Source organism: Shewanella dokdonensis (genome assembly GCF_018394335.1).
GTDB lineage: Bacteria > Pseudomonadota > Gammaproteobacteria > Enterobacterales > Shewanellaceae > Shewanella > Shewanella dokdonensis.
This window is the reverse complement of the sequence record NZ_CP074572.1, coordinates 2966904-2987946: the sequence shown is the minus strand read 5'-3', so window position 1 is coordinate 2987946 and position 21043 is coordinate 2966904. Positions and strand designations below refer to the sequence as shown.

Here is a 21043-nt window from a genome sequence, read left to right as displayed (position 1 = left end):
CAGGCCGCGGCATGTTAACAGTTGTTGGCGTAGGGCTACGGATAGGATGACGGTTGAATACCCTGACATTGAACGCACATTTACGCTTCATGATATCAAGGCTAAAGGCATTTCGGATTTTGAAGGGACACTAAGTGAAAAACAGCAATTCAGTGGTCACAAAACGCTAGCGCAAGTTAACGATTATGACCGTCGCACAGCGGTGGTGCCCACCATTGGTAGCCGTAAGAAATGAATAGTTATTCAAAAAGATGTTTAGTCTTTTCTAACAACATTTCTAACCGAAACGAAAACGGCTCGCACATGATATGCAAGCCGTTGAAATTATTGGCAGGGGTGACAGGACTCGAACCCGTAACCGTCGGTTTTGGAGACCGCTGTTCTACCAATTGGAACTACACCCCTACGGAACGACGGGCATTATGCTAAAACCCTGGTAAAAGGTAAAGGACTTTTTGCCATAACAAGCGCTGACTGCAGTTTTTTCAGGCAAAGATTAGCTATTTTGCCATTCTAGCTAATGATCTACAGCGAAACGTCCATTTATCTATAAATAGACAGAAAAACTGTACGGATTTTATTAGAACAGAGTCATGATAATAAGCAGCAATCACCAAATAAATCATGCTGTTATTTAAAAAACTAGAAATTATAACTGAAAAGCAAAAAGGCCTCAGTATTCACTGAGGCCTTCGCTTTAAATAGGCGCTTGGCGATGACCTACTCTCACATGGGGAGACCCCACACTACCATCGGCGCGATTGTGTTTCACTTCTGAGTTCGGGATGGAGTCAGGTGGGACCACAATGCTATTGTCACCAAGCAAATTCTTACTGGTTAATTGTTCGTCTTACGGTATTGTTTCCTCGCTCCAGTACTCATGTACATCTGTACACTCTGTCCTTCACTCGTCACGGCTTTGTCAGCCAAACAATTCCCTGCGTCATTAACACGTTCATTTGGAAAGCTGTTGCTTCGATATTGGTGGTCGCTACTGGGTTCGAACCAGTGACCCCCTGCTTGTAAGGCAGGTGCTCTCCCAGCTGAGCTAAGCGACCTTATCTTGTCTGTAGTAGACAGTTCTCTTACTTCAATCAAGCCTTGTCATTCATTCAAGGTCCTTCGAAACCCATCTGGGTTGTATGGTTAAGCCTCTCGAGTCATTAGTACAGGTTAGCTAAACGCCTCACAACGCTTACACACCCTGCCTATCTACGTCCTGGTCTCGAACGGCTCTTTAGTGGACTTATGTCCAAGGGAAGACTCATCTCGGGGCTCGCTTCACGCTTAGATGCTTTCAGCGTTTATCAATTCCGAACATAGCTACCGGGCAATGCCATTGGCATGACAACCCGAACACCAGCGGTTCGTTCACTCCGGTCCTCTCGTACTAGGAGCAACCCCCTCAATCTTCCAACGCCCACGGCAGATAGGGACCGAACTGTCTCACGACGTTCTGAACCCAGCTCGCGTACCACTTTAAATGGCGAACAGCCATACCCTTGGGACCGACTTCAGCCCCAGGATGTGATGAGCCGACATCGAGGTGCCAAACACCGCCGTCGATATGAACTCTTGGGCGGTATCAGCCTGTTATCCCCGGAGTACCTTTTATCCGTTGAGCGATGGCCCTTCCATTCAGAACCACCGGATCACTATGACCTGCTTTCGCACCTGCTCGACGTGTCTGTCTCGCAGTTAAGCTGGCTTGTGCCATTACACTAACCGTACGATGTCCGACCGTACTTAGCCAACCTTCGTGCTCCTCCGTTACGCTTTAGGAGGAGACCGCCCCAGTCAAACTACCCACCAGGCACTGTCCCTAATCCCGTTCAGGGACCCAGGTTAGAACATCAACACTGCAAGGGTGGTATTTCAAGGTCGACTCCATCAGGACTGGCGTCCCAATTTCATAGTCTCCCACCTATCCTACACATGCAGGGTCAATGTTCAGTGCCAAGCTATAGTAAAGGTTCACGGGGTCTTTCCGTCTAGCCGCGGGTATACGGCATCTTCACCGCAATTTCAACTTCACTGAGTCTCGGCTGGAGACAGCCTGGCCATCATTACGCCATTCGTGCAGGTCGGAACTTACCCGACAAGGAATTTCGCTACCTTAGGACCGTTATAGTTACGGCCGCCGTTTACCGGGGCTTCGATCATGAGCTTCTCCTAAGATGACCCAATCAATTAACCTTCCGGCACCGGGGGCGTCACACCGTATACTTCCTCTTGCGAGTTCGCACAGTGCTGTGTTTTTGATAAACAGTTGCAGCCAGCTGGTATCTGCGACTGCCGTCAGCTCGGGGAGCAAGTCCCTCCACCAACAGCAGCGTACCTTCTCCCGAAGTTACGGTACCATTTTGCCTAGTTCCTTCAGCCGAGTTCTCTCAAGCGCCTTGGTATTCTCTACCCGACCACCTGTGTCGGTTTGGGGTACGATTCCTGCTAACCTGAAGCTTAGAAGATTTTCCTGGAAGCTTGGCATTAACCACTTCATCACCTTAGTGACTCGTCATCAGCCCTCAGTATTATGTGCCCGGATTTGCCTAAGCACACTACCTACAGCCTTAAACGCGGACGACCGACGCCGCGCTGGCCTAGCCTTCTCCGTCTCTCCATCGCAGTTAGCAGCAGTACGGGAATATTAACCCGTTTCCCATCGACTACGCCTTTCGGCCTCGCCTTAGGGGTCGACTCACCCTGCCCCGATTAACGTTGGACAGGAACCCTTGGTCTTTCGGCGTGGAGGTTTTTCACCCCCATTATCGTTACTCATGTCAGCATTCGCACTTCTGATACGTCCAGTGTGGGTTACCCCTTCACCTTCATCCGCTTACAGAACGCTCCTCTACCGCTCATCCATAGGATGAACCCGTAGCTTCGGTGAATTGCTTAGCCCCGTTACATCTTCCGCGCAGGCCGACTCGACTAGTGAGCTATTACGCTTTCTTTAAATGATGGCTGCTTCTAAGCCAACATCCTAGCTGTCTAAGCCTTCCCACATCGTTTCCCACTTAGCAATTACTTTGGGACCTTAGCTGACGGTCTGGGTTGTTTCCCTTTTGACGACGGACGTTAGCACCCGCCGTCTGTCTCCCGAGTAGTACTCATTGGTATTCGGAGTTTGCAAAGAGTTGGTAAGTCGGGATGACCCCTAGTCTTAACAGTGCTCTACCCCCAATGGTATTCGCTCGAGGCGCTACCTAAATAGCTTTCGAGGAGAACCAGATATCTCCCGGTTTGATTGGCCTTTCACCCCCAGCCACAGGTCATCACCGTCTTTTTCAACAGACGTGTGTTCGGTCCTCCAATTGATGTTACTCAATCTTCAACCTGCCCATGGCTAGATCACCGGGGTTCGGGTCTACACCTAGCAACTATTCGCGCAGTTAACACTCGGTTTCCCTACGGCTCCGCTATTCGCTTAACCTCGCTACTAAATGTAAGTCGCTGACCCATTATACAAAAGGTACGCAGTCACGGTCTCAAGAACCGCTCCCACTGCTTGTACGTATACGGTTTCAGGTTCTATTTCACTCCCCTCACTGGGGTTCTTTTCGCCTTTCCCTCACGGTACTGGTTCGCTATCGGTCAGTCAGGAGTATTTAGCCTTGGAGGATGGTCCCCCCATCTTCAGACAACATACCACGTGTGTCGCCTTACTCGTTTTCATCATCGGTTAGCTGTCGTGTACGGGACTATCACCCTGTACCGTGGTGCTTTCCAACACCTTCCACTAACACCCCAATGACTTAAGGGCTACTCCCCGTTCGCTCGCCGCTACTAGGGGAATCTCGGTTGATTTCTTTTCCTCGGGGTACTTAGATGTTTCAGTTCTCCCGGTTCGCCTCTGCATGCTATGTATTCACATACAGATAGTTGCTTATGCAACTGGGTTGCCCCATTCGGATATCTGTGGCTCAACGGGTTTTATCACCTCACCACAGCTTTTCGCAGATTAACACGTCCTTCATCGCCTCTGACTGCCAAGGCATCCACCGTATACGCTTAGTCGCTTAACCATACAACCCGGATGAGTTTCCTCTACCGAATCGTATCAACGACCCATATTGGTTTTTCTTTCGCCTTGATGTGTTTCATCGCTGAAACACTAGAATCACAAAACACTTGATTGAAGTATTTTGAGAACTCATTTCGATTAAATATCGCTATTTAATCTCTACTATCAGCTTTCCAAATTGTTAAAGAACAAACATCACTTCCGTAATGCCGGTTTGAGACAAACCTATCTGTGTGAACACTCACAACAAATTTCATCGTTTAGGTAAGGAGGTGATCCAGCCCCAGGTTCCCCTAGGGCTACCTTGTTACGACTTCACCCCAGTCATGATCCACAAAGTGGTAACCGCCCCCTAAGGTTAAGCTAGCTACTTCTTTTGCAAACCACTCCCATGGTGTGACGGGCGGTGTGTACAAGGCCCGGGAACGTATTCACCGTGGCATTCTGATCCACGATTACTAGCGATTCCGACTTCATGGAGTCGAGTTGCAGACTCCAATCCGGACTACGAACAGCTTTTTGGGTTCCGCTCCACGTCGCCGCTTTGCTTCCCTCTGTACTGTCCATTGTAGCACGTGTGTAGCCCTACTCGTAAGGGCCATGATGACTTGACGTCGTCCCCACCTTCCTCCGGTTTATCACCGGCAGTCTCCCTACAGTTCCCGGCATTACCCGCTGGCAAGTAAGGATAAGGGTTGCGCTCGTTGCGGGACTTAACCCAACATTTCACAACACGAGCTGACGACAGCCATGCAGCACCTGTCTCAGAGTTCCCGAAGGCACCAATCCATCTCTGGAAAGTTCTCTGGATGTCAAGAGTAGGTAAGGTTCTTCGCGTTGCATCGAATTAAACCACATGCTCCACCGCTTGTGCGGGCCCCCGTCAATTCATTTGAGTTTTAACCTTGCGGCCGTACTCCCCAGGCGGTCTACTTAATGCGTTAGCTTGAGAGCCCAGCGTTCTAGACGCCAAACTCCGAGTAGACATCGTTTACGGCGTGGACTACCAGGGTATCTAATCCTGTTTGCTCCCCACGCTTTCGTGCCTGAGCGTCAGTCTTCGTCCAGGGGCCGCCTTCGCCACCGGTATTCCTCCAGATCTCTACGCATTTCACCGCTACACCTGGAATTCTACCCCCTCTACGAGACTCTAGCTTGCCAGTTCGAAATGCGATTCCCAGGTTGAGCCCGGGGCTTTCACATCTCGCTTAACAAACCGCCTGCGCACGCTTTACGCCCAGTAATTCCGATTAACGCTCGCACCCTCCGTATTACCGCGGCTGCTGGCACGGAGTTAGCCGGTGCTTCTTCTGCAGTAACGTCAATTCGGTTACGTATTAAACCACCTTCCTCCTGCTGAAAGTGCTTTACAACCCGAAGGCCTTCTTCACACACGCGGCATGGCTGCATCAGGGTTTCCCCATTGTGCAATATTCCCCACTGCTGCCTCCCGTAGGAGTCTGGACCGTGTCTCAGTTCCAGTGTGGCTGATCATCCTCTCAGACCAGCTAGAGATCGTCGCCTTGGTGAGCCCTTACCTCACCAACTAGCTAATCCCACCTGGGCTTATCCATTCGCGCAAGGACCTAAGTTCCCCTGCTTTCCCCCTTAGGGCGTATGCGGTATTAGCAGTCGTTTCCAACTGTTACCCCCTCGAATGGGCAAATTCCCAGGCATTACTCACCCGTCCGCCGCTCGTCATCAAACTAGCAAGCTAGTTCATGTTACCGCTCGACTTGCATGTGTTATGCCGCCAGCGTTCAATCTGAGCCATGATCAAACTCTTCAATTAAAAGTTTTTGACTCTAATGAATGACTGTTCTATTTCGAACACTCTTCAGTGAGTTTTAAATCGTTTTGCGATTTCATTCACTGCGAGTGCCCACACAGATTTGCTTGTCTCATCAATTGTTAAAGAGCGTTGCTCGGGGTTCTCTCCGAGCAGGGAGGTGCATTCTACACCACCCCAACTTGGCGTCAAGTGGCTTGCGCCAATCTTTTTCGCCCAGACAAATCAGCGTCTCCGCCTTGCCTGCCGCACCGCCAGCGTGTCGCTGTTGCCGTGTCAGTGGGTGCGCATTATAGGGAGCTTAATCTTTTGTGCAAGAGGGAATTTCTATTTATTTTTTAATAGTTGGTTTTGCGAGCAAAACCATATAAAAAGCAACCATCCATATACACATTGATCACATTTGACCGGGTGTTAGCAGTAAAAGACCATAAAACGGTCTTTTACTGTTTCGCTTTTGGCAATTTACTTCTTCTGCGGCTCATCAGTAGCAGATGGGTGCTTATCCGCCTCGGCATCGGGGATGTCACTCTGAAATAGTTCAACTTCTTTGTCACCCACGACATCGGAAACTTTGAGCTGTTTAATATTACGCATGGTCATCACCGGGCCAGAGCAAGCATAGATGTAAAACAAACAGCAAAGGATTAAGGCGGGATCGACAGATACCACCACAAATACCGCAACGACTAGCAGAATGACCAGAAAATTGACTTTACCGCTCCAGTCTACTTGCTTAAACGAATGGTAGCGGAAATTACTAACCATCAATAAACCGGAACCGGCGGTAATTAACGCAAATAGCCAAGATACGCTGTTACCTGCAATGCCGTAGTCCTGCCCAAGCCAGACACTCCCCGCAATGATGGCCGCTGCGGGGCTTGCTAATCCTTGGAAATAGCGCTTATCGGCAACGCCAACTTGGGTATTGAAGCGCGCCAAGCGTAAGGCCGCCCCGGCACAATAGATAAAAGCCGCCAGCCAGCCAATTTTGCCGATATCGGCCAGCCCCCAATTGTAAGCAATCAGTGCGGGAGCCATTCCGAATGACACCATATCGGCCATCGAATCATATTCCGCACCAAAACTACTTTGGGTGTTAGTCAGCCTTGCTAATCGTCCATCCAGTCCATCGAAAATCATCGCGACAAAAACTGCGATGGCGGACGCCTCAAAGCGGCCATTCATTGATGCGATCACTGCATAGAAACCGGCAAACAACCCAGCAGTGGTCAATAGGTTAGGTAACAGGTAGATCCCTTTGGATTTAACTGTTGGCTTAGTGATATTTTGCATACACTTAACGAGTCCACATGTTTGCTTTAATGTGTTCAAAGATAACACAGTTGTGATAACCCTGAACCTCTGGCAGCAACGGAATTTGATTATGATACGGATTGGCCTGATATCTGCGATATTGGTAATACTTTACAGCCCGCTAGGGTTTGCCACCGACATCTATACATGGGTAGATGATAACGGCGTCACCCACTACAGCCAGCAACCACCTGCGGGTGAGCAGGCGAAGACGCTCAACAGTCAGGCTATTGAACCTGGGAAGATAGGCACAGTTGCGCCGGTACAGAGAGAAGAAAAACCGGAACTCAGCAACGCGGAACAAGATGCCGCCGCCATAAAGGCGCGGGATCAGGCTCAAGCACAGAAGCTATGTGACAGTGCCAAGTTTAACCTTGATGTGTTGCAAACCCATACCCGACTGCAACGTAACGATGACAAAACCGGAGAGCCAGTGCGCATGACGGAAGAGGAACGGCAAACCGCGATTAAAGAACAACAAGAACGCATTCGCTTGTTCTGCACTAAAAAATAACAGATATAAGAAAGGAGCGTTGGTACGCTCCTTTCTTTACTCAACCCATCTTAAGACGAGACAACCGTTACTGATGAAACGAGAGTTCATCCCCCTGTAAATCCACCTTGATAGGTTGCCCTGGCAGTAATTTACCTTGCAACAAGCGTTGGGCTAACGGATTTTCCACTTCCTGCTGAATAGTACGCTTCAACGGCCGCGCACCATAGACTGGGTCGAAACCAGCTCTGGCAATGTATTCCAGCGCTGCTTCACTGACCTGCAAGTCATATTCTTTTTCCAGCAAGCGCTTACGCAGCAGCTCAACCTGGATCCGCGCAATATTCTTGATATGCTCGGCACCCAACGGATGGAACACCACGGTTTCGTCAATTCGGTTAAGAAACTCCGGCCGGAAGTGATGCTGTACCACGCCCAAAACCAAGGCTTTCATTTCACTATAGCTGTGTTCAGCAAAGCCTTCCTGGATTAAATCAGACCCTAGATTAGAGGTCATGATCACCACAGTATTGCGGAAATCCACCGTACGCCCCTGACCATCAGTCAGTCGCCCATCGTCCAATACCTGCAACAGGATATTGAACACATCAGGATGCGCCTTTTCCACTTCATCCAGCAGGATGACAGAGTAAGGTTTACGGCGCACGGCCTCAGTCAGATAACCCCTTCTTCATAACCGACATATCCTGGAGGCGCACCGACCAACCGTGACACTGAGTGTTTTTCCATAAATTCTGACATATCGATACGCACCATGGCGCTTTCAGTGTCAAACAGGAATTTTGCCAGTGATTTACACAGTTCAGTTTTACCCACCCCGGTTGGCCCCAAGAACAGGAAAGAACCAATCGGCCGATTAGGATCAGCAAGGCCCGCGCGGCTACGACGAATGGCATTAGCGACCGCATCGACCGCTTCATTCTGGCCGATCACCCGTTCATGCAGCGCTTCTTCCATATGCAGCAGTTTTTCACGTTCACCTTCCAGCATCTTAGAAACCGGAATACCGGTAGCCTTTGACAACACTTCGGCAATTTCAACATCGGTAACCTTGTTACGCAGCAGTTTCATATCCTGCATTTCGGCCTGCGATGCTAGATCCAACTGTTTTTCCAGTTCGGGGATCCGCCCATATTGCAGCTCAGACATACGTGTTAGATCGCCAGCACGCCGTGCCACTTCCAAATCCAGTCGCGCCTGTTCCAGGTCAGCCTTAATATGTTGCGTACCCGCCAGCGCGGCTTTTTCGGTGTGCCAAACTTCGTTTAGCTCTGCCGCTTTTTCTTCCACCTCGCGCAACTCGCTGCGCAAGTGTTCCAAGCGTTTGCGACTGGCTTCATCGTTTTCTTTCGACAGCGCCTGTTCTTCCAGTTTCAACTGAATAGCTCGGCGTTCCAAGCGATCCAGTGGCTCAGGTTTTGAGTCAATCTGCAATCGGATGCTGGACGCCGCTTCATCGATCAGGTCGATAGCTTTATCTGGCAACTTACGGTCAGAAATATAACGGTGCGACAGCGTAGCCGCTGCCACAATGGCTGGGTCAGTAATTTCCACATGATGATGCAGTTCATAGCGTTCTTTCAGCCCACGCAGGATAGCAATGGTATCTTCAACGCTCGGTTCATCCACCAGCACTTTCTGGAAACGCCGTTCCAACGCGGCATCTTTTTCAATGTACTGCCGGTATTCATCCAAGGTTGTTGCACCAACGCAATGCAGTTCGCCACGTGCCAATGCCGGTTTAAGCATATTGCCCGCATCCATGGAACCTTCAGATTTACCCGCGCCAACCATAGTGTGCAGTTCGTCGATAAACAGGATCACCTGCCCTTCTTCCTGCGACAGCTCGTTCAGCACTGCTTTTAGCCGTTCTTCGAACTCACCACGATATTTGGCACCCGCAACCAGTGCGCCCATATCCAGTGACAATACCCGTTTGTTTTTAATGCCTTCCGGCACTTCACCATTAATGATACGTTGTGCCAAACCTTCAACGATGGCGGTTTTACCAACACCAGGCTCACCGATCAACACCGGGTTATTTTTACTGCGGCGCTGTAGCACCTGAATGGTACGGCGAATTTCATCGTCACGACCAATCACAGGGTCTAGCTTGCCTTGTTCGGCACGCTCCGTCAGATCAACGGTGTATTTCTTCAATGCTTGGCGCTGATCTTCAGCGTTTGGGTCATCCACGTTCTGCCCACCACGCATCTGCTCAATGGTTTTTTCCATCAATTCTTTAGTGGCACCGGCCTGTTTTAAACAGTTAGCCAGAGTGTCACTGCCTTCCAACGCTGCCAGAATAAACAGCTCGCTGGAGATATATTTGTCTTTACGCTTCTGCGCCAGTTTGTCGCAAAGGTTCAACAGCCGGATCAACGCCTGTGATAACTGCACGTCACCGCCAGTGCCTTCCACCTGTGGCAAACGTTCCAGCTCTTTGGTTAGCAACGAACGCAAGCTACTGACTTGGATCCCGGCCTGGGTCAATAAGGGATGAATCGAGCCAGAATCCTGATTCAACAAAGCCATCATCAGATGGATAGGTTCAATGAACTGATGATCACGTCCGAGCGCCAGTGATTGAGCATCTGAGATAGCAAGCTGAAATTTATTGGTCATACGATCAAGTCGCATACAGCCTCCTGAAAATCTCAAAATAAGGGGGAATAACTTTGTTACCTTAAAGATGGGGATAGCTGGCGCCAATTCAAGTAAAAACCACAGAAAAAGTGGTTAAAATTCACGCCAGATAAGTGAGGCCATACGCCCGGTGTCGCGCTCGCGACGATAAGAGAAAAACGTTGCGGCTGACTGTAGGTACAGGCAGATGCCGCATAAATCTGTGAGACACCCGCCGCCTGCAAACGCAAGCTTGCCAGCGCTTCCAACGAGGCCATAAATTTATCGCCATGTGGGGTAAAACAACTGGCGGCACCTGGCGTAGAAGCAATAAACGCCTCGCGCACTTCCTTCCCCACTTCAAATGCCTGTGGACCGATTGCGGGCCCGAGATAAGCCAGCAGTTGTGAGCCTTGGCGGAAATGGGCGATGCCCGCTTCTAACACCCCGGCATTCAAGCCGCGCCATCCAGCATGTAAAGCAGCAACTTGCGTCCCCTCACGGTCACATAGCAGCACCGGCAAACAATCAGCCGTCATGACAACGGCAACTTGTCCGGCAGAATCGGCATAACTGCCATCAGCAATACGGTTATCGTCCTGCCCCAGATGCACCACACGGGTGCCATGCACCTGCTCCAACCAAGCGGGTTCACTTGGTAATTGCAGTTGCTGCTGCAACAAGTGGCGATTGTGTTTTACTGCCACAGAATCATCACCGACATGCGTTCCCAGATTCAGGCTGTCGAAAGGCGGCAGACTGACGCCATCGAGCCGGTCAGTCATCGCTATTCTGATATTTGGGGGAAGTGGCCAGTGATGTTCCAATATCACAACATATCCTCGGGATGCTCTTCAGTATCTTTACGCAAGGCTTTGGTTAGTTGCACCATATCATCGGGGATCGGCGCTTGCCAGCTCATCACTTCACAGGTTAACGGATGCGCCAGTTCCAAACGCACCGCATGCAACGCCTGACGCTTGAAGTTTTTCAGAACTTCAATAAATTCGGCACTGGCCGCTTTTGGCGGACGTGGACGCCCACCATAAACCGGATCGCCCACCAGCACATGCCCAATATAAGCCATATGTACACGGATTTGGTGTGTCCGGCCAGTTTCCAAACGCAAACGTAACCGTGTATGCGCGCGGAATTTTTCTGCCACACGATAATGAGTCACCGCTGGCCGCCCAGAGTGCGTTACTGCCATATGCGTGCGTTTGGTGGCGTGACGGCCAATGGGTTCATCCACCGTGCCGCCCGCCGTCATGGTGCCTATGACAATAGCTTCATATTCACGGGTAATTTCACGCGCTTGCAAGGCAGTGACCAGATGCGTTTGCGCTTCAACGGTCTTGGCTACCACCATCAAGCCAGTGGTATCTTTATCCAAGCGATGCACAATGCCTGCACGTGGCACATGTTCAATCGCAGGGCAATGATGCAGCAAAGCATTCATCAATGTGCCATCGCTGTTACCTGCACCGGGATGAACGACCAGTCCGGCCTGTTTGTTGATGACGATGATAGAGTCGTCTTCATAGACAATATCTAAATCGATCGCTTGCGCTTCTGCTTGGGTTTCTTCTTCAATAGTGGCGTTTACTTCCACTAATTGAGACTCCAATACCTTCTCCCGGGGACGCGTAATCGCCACCCCATCAATAAAAACATTTCCCCCAAGATCCAGTCTTTGATGCGGGTTCTAGAGTAGTCAGGGAATAATTCTGCCACTGCTTGATCCAATCTCTGACCAGTTTGGGTTGCTGATATCTCGCTTTTTAGATTAATCTCTTGCGTCATAGGAACCGTCCCCAATTATTGGGGTCATAGAACTGTGTTATCGGTTTAACACGGAAATTTGCTAGTTTATCGTGAATTGGCGGATTTCTTAACTACAACTTTCAAAAAAGAACCTGATTCAAGTATGCATAAATTTGTCAAAGGCGCTGCAATAGCCTTTTTTCGCTGGCCATTGTAGCCTGTAGCAGCAAACCCGACGAAGAGGAATTACTTGCCGGCAAGCAGACTCCGGAAGAACTCTATTCTCAGGCCCGTAACTCCATGGAACTGGGAAACTTCGCGAAAGCCGTGAAGACCCTTGAGGCGCTGGATTCTAAGTATCCTTTTGGCCCTTACAAAACCCAGGTTCAATTAGATCTGATATACGCATACTACAAGCAGGACGATACCGCGAATGCGATTGCCAATATCGACCGATTTTTGAAGCTGAACCCCACGCATCCAGATGCGGATTATGTCACTTACATGCGTGGTCTGGTAAATATGCAAGCCGACAGTTATATGCTGCATTCGCTGCTGCATATTGACCGCACCGATCGTGATCCGCAGAACGCTAAAGACGCTTTCAAAGATTTCGCAAAATTACTGAAAGCCTATCCTGACAGCAAATATGCCGCCGATGCCCGGCAGCGGATGCAGTATCTGAAAAATCGTTTGGCCAGTTATGCCATCAAAGTTGCCGAGTATTATGTCAAAATGGATGCTTGGAGCGCTGCGGCAGTACGTGCCCAAACCGTGCTAGAAAGCTACTCCGATACGCCGTATGTGGAAAAGGCGCTGGAAATCATGGCGGAAGCTTACGGCAAATTAGGCCAAAATGAGCTGAAACAGCATGTGCTGATGGTGATGAAAACCAATTACCCAGATAACGACATGTTGAAACAGGATTGATTTTTTGACACGAAGCCCCGTATTGGGGCTTCATTGTTTTGGCCTTTCGAAGTGTTTTTCCGTTAAGCCGCAGATTCTGTCGTGACTCCCACCGTTGAACTGCCTGTCTGCCACAATTTAGCTGCAAGGACATTAGCGCTAACCCCTGTAATAGTGCGGTTTTCGAGCGATTGCTGCTCAATATCTGAGGTTACGAATAAAACTTGCACAAACGCGCGATGTTTTGAAATATTTAATAGAAAACTGTTGACTCAAATCAGCAAAAGCCGTTTAATGCACGCCGTTGCCCGAATAGCTCAGTCGGTAGAGCAGCGGATTGAAAATCCGCGTGTCCCTGGTTCGATTCCGGGTTCGGGCACCACCTTGATTTGTAAGGTGTTCAGCTAACAAAAATACGTAGCAGTACAGTGCAGGTGTGGTGGAATTGGTAGACACGCCAGCTTCAGGTGCTGGTGCCCTTACGGGCGTGGAAGTTCAAGTCTTCTCACCTGTACCAACTACGTAAATTGGGTTATGCTGAAATTCACTCTGTTATGTGCAGGTGTGGTGGAATTGGTAGACACGCCAGCTTCAGGTGCTGGTGCCCTTACGGGCGTGGAAGTTCAAGTCTTCTCACCTGTACCAATTCAGAGTGAACAATAAAATATATCGTGCAGGTGTGGTGGAATTGGTAGACACGCCAGCTTCAGGTGCTGGTGCCCTTACGGGCGTGGAAGTTCAAGTCTTCTCACCTGTACCAATCTTTAAAACCTCGTTTAAGCGAGGTTTTTTGTGCCCCAAATTGGCCGTCCACTGGCCAGTAAGCTCCCATCACTGGGGCTTAAACACGAAACTGTCCAACCACTTGTTGTAGCTCGTTGACTTTTTCTCGCACCTCTTCCGAAGCCGTGGCATTGGCCGCAGCGGCCTGAGCTGACAGCTCGGCAATATCCCGGATAGCAATCACATTGCGATTAACCTCGGCAGCCACAGTACTCTGTTCCTCAATTGCTGCGGCTATTTGGGTATTCATATCCATAATATCAGTGACATCGTGAGTAATTTTACCTAACAAGCCACCGGCGTTAGCGGCCTGCTGCGCGCTATCCCCACCCTGCCGCTGACTGAGTTCCATCGCCTTGACAATACTTTGAGTACGATTTTGTAATGTGGTGATAATGCCAGCAATCTCTTCGGTAGATTCTTGGGTACGCATGGCGAGACTGCGCACTTCATCCGCCACAACCGCAAAGCCTCGGCCTTGATCCCCGGCCCTTGCGGCTTCAATGGCAGCATTCAGCGCCAACAGGTTGGTTTGCTCCGCAATGCCCCGAATAACCGATAGCACATTACCTATGGTCTGACTGTCGGCTTCCAGTTGCTGCACCACCTCAGCGGATTGATTAAGCTGACCGGCCAAGGCTTGGATCTGGCGAATACTTTCTTCAACTTCCTGCTGACCTTTTTCAGCATTGAGGTGAGTGGACTCTGCCTTTGTGGCCGCCTCCTCGGTATTTTTGGCGATGCCGTCAATAGTTGTGCCCATTTCGGTGACCGCCGTTGCCACCTGATCAGTTTCTTCAAGTTGGCGACTCACACCATCAGATGCTTGTCTGGTGTTTTCGGCCAGCTCATGACAGGCACCGCTCATAGTATTAGTGGCGGCCATCACCTGCTTGATCACCTGCTGGAAACTTCCGACCATGTTGTTAAATGACTTACCAATCAATGCCAGTTCATCATCACTGAGCGTACTGCAACGAAGTGCCAAATCTTTGTGCTGGGCTATCTCGGTAATGGTATTGGTGATGTTTTCCACCGGGCGCATAATGCTGCGAATAATTAACCAAGTCGCCCAAGATACTGCGACAATGATGAGCGCAAAACATATCACCCCCACCAGAAGGTTGAGCGTTTTTCGGCATCAATACGGGCTTGGGTCTGAGCTAAAAGTTGCGCTGAGGCATCTTCGGTTGCAGCAACCGCGTTGCGCAATTCCGCCATATGGCCCGAGGTTTCATCCAGTCCCAGTTGCTGTTCGGCATCGACCAGCGCCAGAAATGAACCACGATATTCATCCATCAATTTGCTTATCTGTGACTGAACATCTGCGTTTAACCCCGACTGCGCCAACTCTTGCTGAAAAGCCTGAAAATTTTTCTGGTAGGTATCAACGTATTTGATTTCTCGTCGCAACATGAAATCCTTCTCGTTGCGCCGCAACTGCAACATGATCACCAGTAATGGGGCATTGTTATGTTGCTTCACTAGGCTTTCCACATTATGAACGGCATCACGCAACTTACCGTAAAGCCCCGACGTTGGTGTCAGTCCTATCTGTTGTTGTAGCGTCACCACCTTATGGAACAGTTGGCCGTAACTGTTCACCGCGCTATTCAGTGTGGCCACTGCGGTGCTGTCTATATCGTAATGGTTGAAAATACCTTTTAGCTGGTCAGCAACAGGCGACAAACTTTGTTCTGTTTGTTGATGCTGTTCGACATATTTCATGTCCAAACGGCTAAAAAATCCTTTTCATGTTTACGCAGGATCAGCACTTTATTTTCCAACTGCAGCACCAATTGTTGTCCTTGAGAAAGCTGTTCCTGCGCCGCAGCGGAATATTCCTTTAATATGAAGATGATAATCAGTGAGCCCACAGACACCGCTGCACTTAACAACAATTTATGACGGATCAGCATAGTGAGAAAATCTCCCCAAACAGGTTGACGCGGAGTAATTCAAAAATAGTGCATCAGCACTCACTGTGCTAGGCAATACCGACAATCTTATGCTCTGACACCACAAATCTATGGCAGATGTGATAACAGCGCGCTTTTTGCCATTTTTGATCTTTTACTCAAAAAGTTTACGCCGTCATTCAAACCTTTTGCTAACGTGGCTCTGTCATATAAGTAACTTTTAACAATAACGAGCAAGGAAGTGCCGTGGACGCCAGAAGCAATGGGGAACTGACAGCAGTTTCCACTGTGGATGAGACAGAAATGCAGTTGATCCAGCGTGCGCGTATCGGGGACAAACTGGCGTTTGCCGAAATCTATCGTCTGCATCACCAACGGGTATATGCACTATGTCTGCGTTTGGCTGGGCAATCTTCGCTGGCAGAAGAGATGACGCAAGACTGTTTTATCCGCCTTTGGGAAAAGCTCGATCAGTTTCGCGGTGAAAGTAAATTCAGTACCTGGCTGCATAGCCTTAGCGTTAATCAGGCGCTGACCAGTCTGAAGAAACATCGCAGCTTCTGGGCGCGCTTTCTGCCGCTATCGGACAGCAGCGCCGAGACATGCAGTGGCGGCACTGAAATCCCAGACACCTCGTTACTGGACAAGAAAATTATGCTGTTACCGGAAAGAGCAAGAATCGTCTTTGTGCTGTTTGCCATAGAAGGATACAGCCACGAAGAGATAGCCGCGCTGATGCATACCACCGAAGGCACCAGCAAAGCTCAGTACCACAGGGCGAAAGCGTTGCTTAAGGAGATGTTGTCATGAGCAAGCCATCACTTGATGAAATGATTGAACAGTTACCAAAAGAACTCACACCTCAACGCGATTTGTGGCCGACAATTGCCCGCCGGATTGAACAGGCACAGCCGCAGCGTAGCAGTTGGCAAGGCTCGTGGAAGCAGTTTGCCGTTGCCTGCAGTTTATTGCTGTTGGGTGGCTTTGGTTATCGTATGTGGTTTGCTGAGCCCCAAGCGGTCAATGACCCACAAATGTTGGCAATGATGGCGCAATTGCGGCAGCAACACGAGCAACAGGTAAATCTCATCGAAAAAAACAGTCATTTTAACCAATGGCAACATGCCAGTTTGACCGAGCCGTTAAGCCGTGGTGTTGATGAACTGCGCACCGCATCAGAACAGATATATCAAGCACTACAGAAAGATCCCAAAGATCAACAGTTGTGGCAGCTATGGCTTTGGGCTCAGCAACGAGAAATCGAATTATTGACCCAAGGGCAGCAACTGCCAGAAAAAATTTACGCTGATAAAAAAGGAACCCGCATATGAAACCGTCTTACTTAGCCATCACGCTACTTACGTTAGCCCTCACCAGCCCTTGGACAATAGCCGCGGAGCAAGTGGACAAGAGTGCGCAGTTGGCCCCTGGCAGTAAACTGGATATCCGTATTCAGCGTGGAGAGGTCAAGGTCCAGGGTTGGGATAAAGCCGAGGTAGCCATCAAAGGTACGCTGGATGAACTGAGCCAAGGGCTGGTATTTGCCCAGGATGGTGGCAGTTTTGTGATTGAAGATAAACTGCCGCGCAGTTACTCCAGCCACGATGAGAAAGGCTCAGAGCTACAGATTTATCTTCCCACCAAAGTAATTGTGAAAATGAAGGGGATCTCAGCCAATTACGCCTTAAACGGCATCAATGGTGAGGTAACCACTGGCATCATCAGCGGTGATGTTGACAGCGACGCGCTGCGGGGAGAACTGACGATAAAAACAGTGTCAGGCAACATCAACGCCCGTAACAACAGCGGTAATATCCGGCTGGAAACCGTCTCTGGCGATATTCATGATGAAGGCAGCAGCGGCACAGTCAGTTATCAGTTGGTCAGTGGCGATCTAACCGCCGACAGTCAGGCCACAAAAGTTGCCGCAGATTTGGTGTCTGGTTCTGCTGAATTGCAGTTACAGCAAGTGGACAGTCTCAGTCTGCGCAGCGTGAGTGGCGATTTAAAAGTGATGCTGAAATCGCTGGACACCAAAGCACAGTTGGACAGCGTCAATTCCGATATCGACCTGGTATTTGATGTGATGCCAGATGCCGAATTCAATATTAACGGTGGCCCTGGTGGCAAAATCTTTAACGCACTGACTGATGCCAAACCGGTGACCACCAAATATATGCGCAGTGAAATACTGAAATTTCAAACTGGCTCTGGCAAGGCCGATGTGAATATCACCACCATCAGCGGCGATATCAACATCAAGAAACATTAATGTTATCCACGGACAGAGGCGATCTCCGCCTCTGTCAATGCGCGCCACTCCCCCAATGCCAAGCTTGGGTCCAGCTCAATGTCACCCACAGCTTCCCGATGCAGCCCCACCACTTTATTGCCAAGCGCCGCAAACATACGTTTCACTTGGTGATATTTGCCTTCGCTAATGGTCAGTAACACTTCGGTTGCCGACAATCGTTGCAACAGCGCTGGCTGCGTTAGCTCGCGCTCGCCATGCAGTTGCACCCCGGCGGCAAACTGAGCCTCAGCCGTATCAATCAGCGGCTCGGCCAACTGTACCCGGTAACGTTTACCACAGATTTTTTAGGTGATGTTACACAGTGTGACCACTGGCCATCATCGGTCAGCAGCACCAGCCCCGTAGTATCGGCATCCAGACGCCCGGCGATATGCAACAACTCAGCGCGAGGAATATCCAGCAAGCTAAGCACGGACGGGTAATACTCATCGATAGTGGAGCATAAGGTATCTTGCGGTTTGTTCAGCATCAGATAACGAGTGCCGGGCAACGCCAATGGCTCCCCGCCAACGTCACCTGCATGCCGTCAGTCACTTTAAAGCCAGGGTCTTTTATAGAAATTGCATCGACTGCAATATCACCACGATGTAACGCCTTCTTTGCCAGAGACCGGGTTAATCCGGTGGCGTCACAAATGAATTTATCAAGCCGCACGATTGCTATCCTTACTACTGCTAAAAACGCCGCCATTATCGGTGATTGCCAGTGAGCAACCAAGCAATATTAGGTTACAGCAGCCGCACTATGTAAATTTTGCTTACACATCACTACCACATTAGACTGTGCTCCGGCTTGAGCGTATGTGTAAACAAGCTTTAACATAATCCGTCACGCTGCCACCATCAGCCTTGCAATGGTGAGTGGTAATAACAATGTCGGCATACCGACACCTATTAAGCACTCCAACAAATGAGAGTGAAAGGAATCCATATGAGAAAAATCCTCATTGGCGGCTTATGTGCCACCATGATCGCCGGTCTGGCCGCTTGTAACGACAAGCAGACTGAGACTAAGGCTGCCGCCGCCACAACACCACAAACCACCCAAACCGCCACTGCCGCAGCCGTTTCTAAAGCGCTGGGCTCCGGCATTGATTTTGCCAACTTCGATAAGTCTGTACGTCCACAGGACGATTTTTACAGCTACGTCAACGGCACCTGGATCAAGAATACTGAAATTCCAGCTGACCGCACCAGCACTGGCGCCTTCTATGATCTGCGCGAAAAATCCCGCGATGATATCAAAGCCATTATTGAAGAAGTTGCCGCACAGAAAGATCTGAAAGCGGGCACAGACGAACAAAAGGTTGCCGACCTGTATCGCGCCTTTATGGACACCACCACGCTGAATAAACTCGGCATTGAGCCACTGAAACCAGAGCTGGCAAAAATTGAAGCGCTCAGCAACAAAGAGCAGCTGATGGCTTATTTTGGTAGCAGCCAGATCATCGGTGGCGGCACACCTATGGCGTTTTATGTGGATGTTGACGCCAAGGATTCCACCCGTTATGCCACCCATCTCTGGCAATACGGTTTGAGTCTGCCAGAAAAAGATTACTACTTTAACGATGCCGAACGTTTCGTGAAAATCCGTGAAGCGTTTGTAGAGCACATGCGCAAGATGTTCAAACTGGCCGGTTTTGAACAGCCACGTAAGAGCGCTGAAGCGATCATGAAGTTGGAAACCGCTATCGCTAAAGATCACTGGGATGTAGTGGCGAGCCGCGACAGCACCAAAACCTATAATAAGTACGCCTTGAAAGACTTGGCTGAACTGGCCCCAGGCGTTGACTGGAATGCCTATCTGGCAGCTTTAGGCGCCGATAAACAAGCGGACATCATCATCAACCAGCCTAGCTATATCACAGGTCTGGCAAAAATCATCAATGACACAGATCTTGCCACTTGGAAGACCTACCTGCGTTGGCATCTGCTGACCAGCTATGCCGGTGATCTGGGTGAAACATTTGATCAAGAAAACTTCGATTTCTACTCTCGTATTCTTAACGGTCAGGAAGAGCAACAACCTCGCTGGAAACGTGGTGTGAGCAAGGTTAACGGCCTGCTGGGCGAAGTGGTTGGTAAAGTTTATGTGAAACGTCACTTTACCCCAGAAGCCAAAGCGCGCATGGAACAGCTGGTGGAAAATCTGCGCCAGGCATATGCCGATAGCGTAGACGAACTGGACTGGATGACCCCAGAAACCAAAACCGCTGCCAAAGCCAAACTGGCGAAGTTCAACCCAAAAATTGGTTACCCTAACAAGTGGGAAGATTACAGCCAACTGACAATTAGCGCTACCGACCTTGTGGGCGATGAAATGCGTGCTGGCGAAGTTGAGCACCAGAAAGATCTGAAAAAACTGACCAGCCCAATCGATCGCGACGAGTGGCATATGACCCCACAAACCGTGAACGCCTACTATAACCCGACCATGAACGAAATCGTGTTCCCGGCCGCAATCTTGCAACCGCCATTCTTCAACATGGAAGCTGACGACGCAGTTAACTACGGCGGTATCGGTGCAGTGATTGGTCATGAAATGGGACATGGCTTTGATGACCAGGGTGCCAAATTTGATGGCGATGGCAATATGCGTGACTGGTGGACTCAGAAAGATTTGGATGCCTTCCACGCTAAGACTAAGGCACTGGTAGCCCAATACAATGGTTACTATGTGTTCCCAGATCTGCACGTTAATGGCGAGCTGACCTTGGGTGAAAACATTGGCGACCTGTCAGGCGTTACCATCGCTTATAAAGCCTATAAGAAATCGCTGGAAGGCAAAGAAGCACCAGTGATTGATGGCCTGAGTGGCGATCAACGTTTCTTCATCGGTTTTGCGCAGATCTGGCGCGCCAAGGTGAAAGAGGAAGCGCTGCGTAACCGTGTTGCCACAGATCCACATTCACCGGCCAAGTTCCGCGCCATCGGTTCACTGGAAAACATGCCACAGTTCTACGCCACCTTTGATGTAAAACCGGGCGATGCTATGTATCTGGAACCCGCTAACCGCGTAAAAATCTGGTAAGTTTGCCAAGTCAATAGCTTAGGGCACCATGAGGTGCCCTATTTTTTAACTCATC

7 protein-coding genes, 6 tRNA genes, 3 rRNA genes and 6 pseudogenes are annotated in these 21043 nt (G+C 49.8%); 11 read left to right on the top strand and 11 right to left on the bottom strand.

From position 1 onward, the window contains the following. The first annotated feature begins 46 nt into the window (after positions 1-46). Positions 47-235, top strand: coding sequence for a site-specific integrase (locus KHX94_RS14340; RefSeq protein ID WP_213681157.1), 189 nt, complete (start codon positions 47-49; stop codon positions 233-235). A 93-nt stretch (positions 236-328) separates the two neighbouring features. Here KHX94_RS14340 and KHX94_RS14335 read toward each other — a convergent pair. The 6 genes from KHX94_RS14335 to pssA form a co-directional block, all read right to left on the bottom strand. After that, positions 329-405 (bottom strand) — tRNA-Trp (locus tag KHX94_RS14335). Between the two features lie 302 nt (positions 406-707). Next, positions 708-823 (bottom strand): 5S ribosomal RNA (rrf, locus tag KHX94_RS14330). Positions 824-982: 159 nt separating this feature from the next. Further along, a tRNA-Val gene (locus KHX94_RS14325) sits at positions 983-1058 on the bottom strand. An 84-nt stretch (positions 1059-1142) separates the two neighbouring features. After that, a 23S ribosomal RNA gene (locus KHX94_RS14320) occupies positions 1143-4025 on the bottom strand. A gap of 264 nt (positions 4026-4289) precedes the next feature. After that, a 16S ribosomal RNA gene (locus KHX94_RS14315) occupies positions 4290-5816 on the bottom strand. The 16S, 23S and 5S rRNA genes sit together here with 2 tRNA genes alongside, the layout of an rRNA operon. Positions 5817-6278: 462 nt before the next feature. After that, positions 6279-7109, bottom strand: a complete 831-nt coding sequence (pssA, locus tag KHX94_RS14310) for a CDP-diacylglycerol--serine O-phosphatidyltransferase (protein ID WP_213681156.1) — start codon at positions 7107-7109, stop codon at positions 6279-6281. 91 nt (positions 7110-7200) lie between these two features. Here pssA and KHX94_RS14305 point away from each other — a divergent pair, with 91 nt between their 5' ends. Continuing rightward, on the top strand, positions 7201-7644 hold the full coding sequence (locus KHX94_RS14305) for a DUF4124 domain-containing protein (RefSeq protein ID WP_213681155.1): 444 nt from the start codon (positions 7201-7203) through the stop codon (positions 7642-7644). Positions 7645-7711: 67 nt separating this feature from the next. Here the strand turns inward: KHX94_RS14305 and clpB are convergent. The 3 pseudogenes from clpB to rluD all read right to left on the bottom strand — a co-directional run bounded on the left by clpB (position 7712) and on the right by rluD (position 12072). After that, positions 7712-10284: pseudogene (gene clpB / locus KHX94_RS14300) on the bottom strand (ATP-dependent chaperone ClpB). Positions 10285-10383: 99 nt separating this feature from the next. Further along, positions 10384-11099 (bottom strand): annotated as a pseudogene (gene pgeF, locus KHX94_RS14295) (peptidoglycan editing factor PgeF). Then, positions 11099-12072: pseudogene (gene rluD / locus KHX94_RS14290) on the bottom strand (23S rRNA pseudouridine(1911/1915/1917) synthase RluD). Before rluD ends, pgeF begins: the two co-directional pseudogenes overlap by 1 nt. Before the next feature lie 124 nt (positions 12073-12196). Between rluD and KHX94_RS14285 the strand changes: the two are divergent. The 5 genes and pseudogenes from KHX94_RS14285 to KHX94_RS14265 all read left to right on the top strand — a co-directional run bounded on the left by KHX94_RS14285 (position 12197) and on the right by KHX94_RS14265 (position 13702). Further along, a pseudogene (locus KHX94_RS14285) lies at positions 12197-12963 on the top strand (outer membrane protein assembly factor BamD). 285 nt (positions 12964-13248) lie between these two features. Next, a tRNA-Phe gene (locus KHX94_RS14280) sits at positions 13249-13324 on the top strand. A 48-nt stretch (positions 13325-13372) separates the two neighbouring features. Next, positions 13373-13459, top strand: a tRNA-Leu gene (locus KHX94_RS14275). A gap of 41 nt (positions 13460-13500) precedes the next feature. Then, positions 13501-13587 (top strand) — tRNA-Leu (locus tag KHX94_RS14270). Between the two features lie 28 nt (positions 13588-13615). After that, positions 13616-13702, top strand: a tRNA-Leu gene (locus KHX94_RS14265). 81 nt (positions 13703-13783) lie between these two features. Here the strand turns inward: KHX94_RS14265 and KHX94_RS14260 are convergent. Further along, positions 13784-15644 (bottom strand): annotated as a pseudogene (locus KHX94_RS14260) (methyl-accepting chemotaxis protein). Between the two features lie 303 nt (positions 15645-15947). Between KHX94_RS14260 and KHX94_RS14255 the strand changes: the two are divergent. The 3 genes from KHX94_RS14255 to KHX94_RS14245 are packed head-to-tail and all read left to right on the top strand — an operon-like array spanning position 15948 to position 17916. Next, entirely contained in the window at positions 15948-16454 is a 507-nt protein-coding gene (locus KHX94_RS14255; protein WP_213683453.1) for an RNA polymerase sigma factor, read from the top strand. Then, positions 16451-16975 carry a hypothetical protein gene (locus tag KHX94_RS14250; RefSeq protein WP_213681154.1) on the top strand — a complete coding sequence of 175 codons (525 nt, stop codon included), beginning with the start codon at positions 16451-16453 and terminating at the stop codon, positions 16973-16975. The genes KHX94_RS14255 and KHX94_RS14250 overlap by 4 nt, the downstream gene beginning before the upstream one ends. Then, the gene (locus KHX94_RS14245; protein WP_213681153.1) at positions 16972-17916 is read left to right on the top strand and encodes a DUF4097 family beta strand repeat-containing protein; all 945 of its coding nucleotides are present in this window, start codon (positions 16972-16974) and stop codon (positions 17914-17916) included. Before KHX94_RS14250 ends, KHX94_RS14245 begins: the two co-directional genes overlap by 4 nt. A 2-nt stretch (positions 17917-17918) precedes the next feature. On the opposite strand, the pseudogene rsuA reads toward KHX94_RS14245, so the two are convergent. Next, a pseudogene (rsuA, locus tag KHX94_RS14240) lies at positions 17919-18648 on the bottom strand (16S rRNA pseudouridine(516) synthase RsuA). A gap of 240 nt (positions 18649-18888) precedes the next feature. Between rsuA and KHX94_RS14235 the strand changes: the two are divergent. Beyond that, positions 18889-20988, top strand: a complete 2100-nt coding sequence (locus tag KHX94_RS14235) for a M13 family metallopeptidase (protein WP_213681152.1) — start codon at positions 18889-18891, stop codon at positions 20986-20988. The last annotated feature ends 55 nt before the right edge of the window (positions 20989-21043 follow it).

What these genes read in the sequence shown, in the direction of transcription:
- pssA (WP_213681156.1), bottom strand. Translation starts at nt 7,109, where the DNA reads ATGCAAAATATCACTAAGCCAACAGTTAAATCCAAAGGGATCTACCTG.
- KHX94_RS14235 (WP_213681152.1), top strand. Translation starts at nt 18,889, where the DNA reads ATGAGAAAAATCCTCATTGGCGGCTTATGTGCCACCATGATCGCCGGT.
- KHX94_RS14250 (WP_213681154.1), top strand. Translation starts at nt 16,451, where the DNA reads ATGAGCAAGCCATCACTTGATGAAATGATTGAACAGTTACCAAAAGAA.
- KHX94_RS14305 (WP_213681155.1), top strand. Translation starts at nt 7,201, where the DNA reads ATGATACGGATTGGCCTGATATCTGCGATATTGGTAATACTTTACAGC.
- KHX94_RS14255 (WP_213683453.1), top strand. Translation starts at nt 15,948, where the DNA reads ATGCAGTTGATCCAGCGTGCGCGTATCGGGGACAAACTGGCGTTTGCC.
- KHX94_RS14245 (WP_213681153.1), top strand. Translation starts at nt 16,972, where the DNA reads ATGAAACCGTCTTACTTAGCCATCACGCTACTTACGTTAGCCCTCACC.
- KHX94_RS14340 (WP_213681157.1), top strand. Translation starts at nt 47, where the DNA reads ATGACGGTTGAATACCCTGACATTGAACGCACATTTACGCTTCATGAT.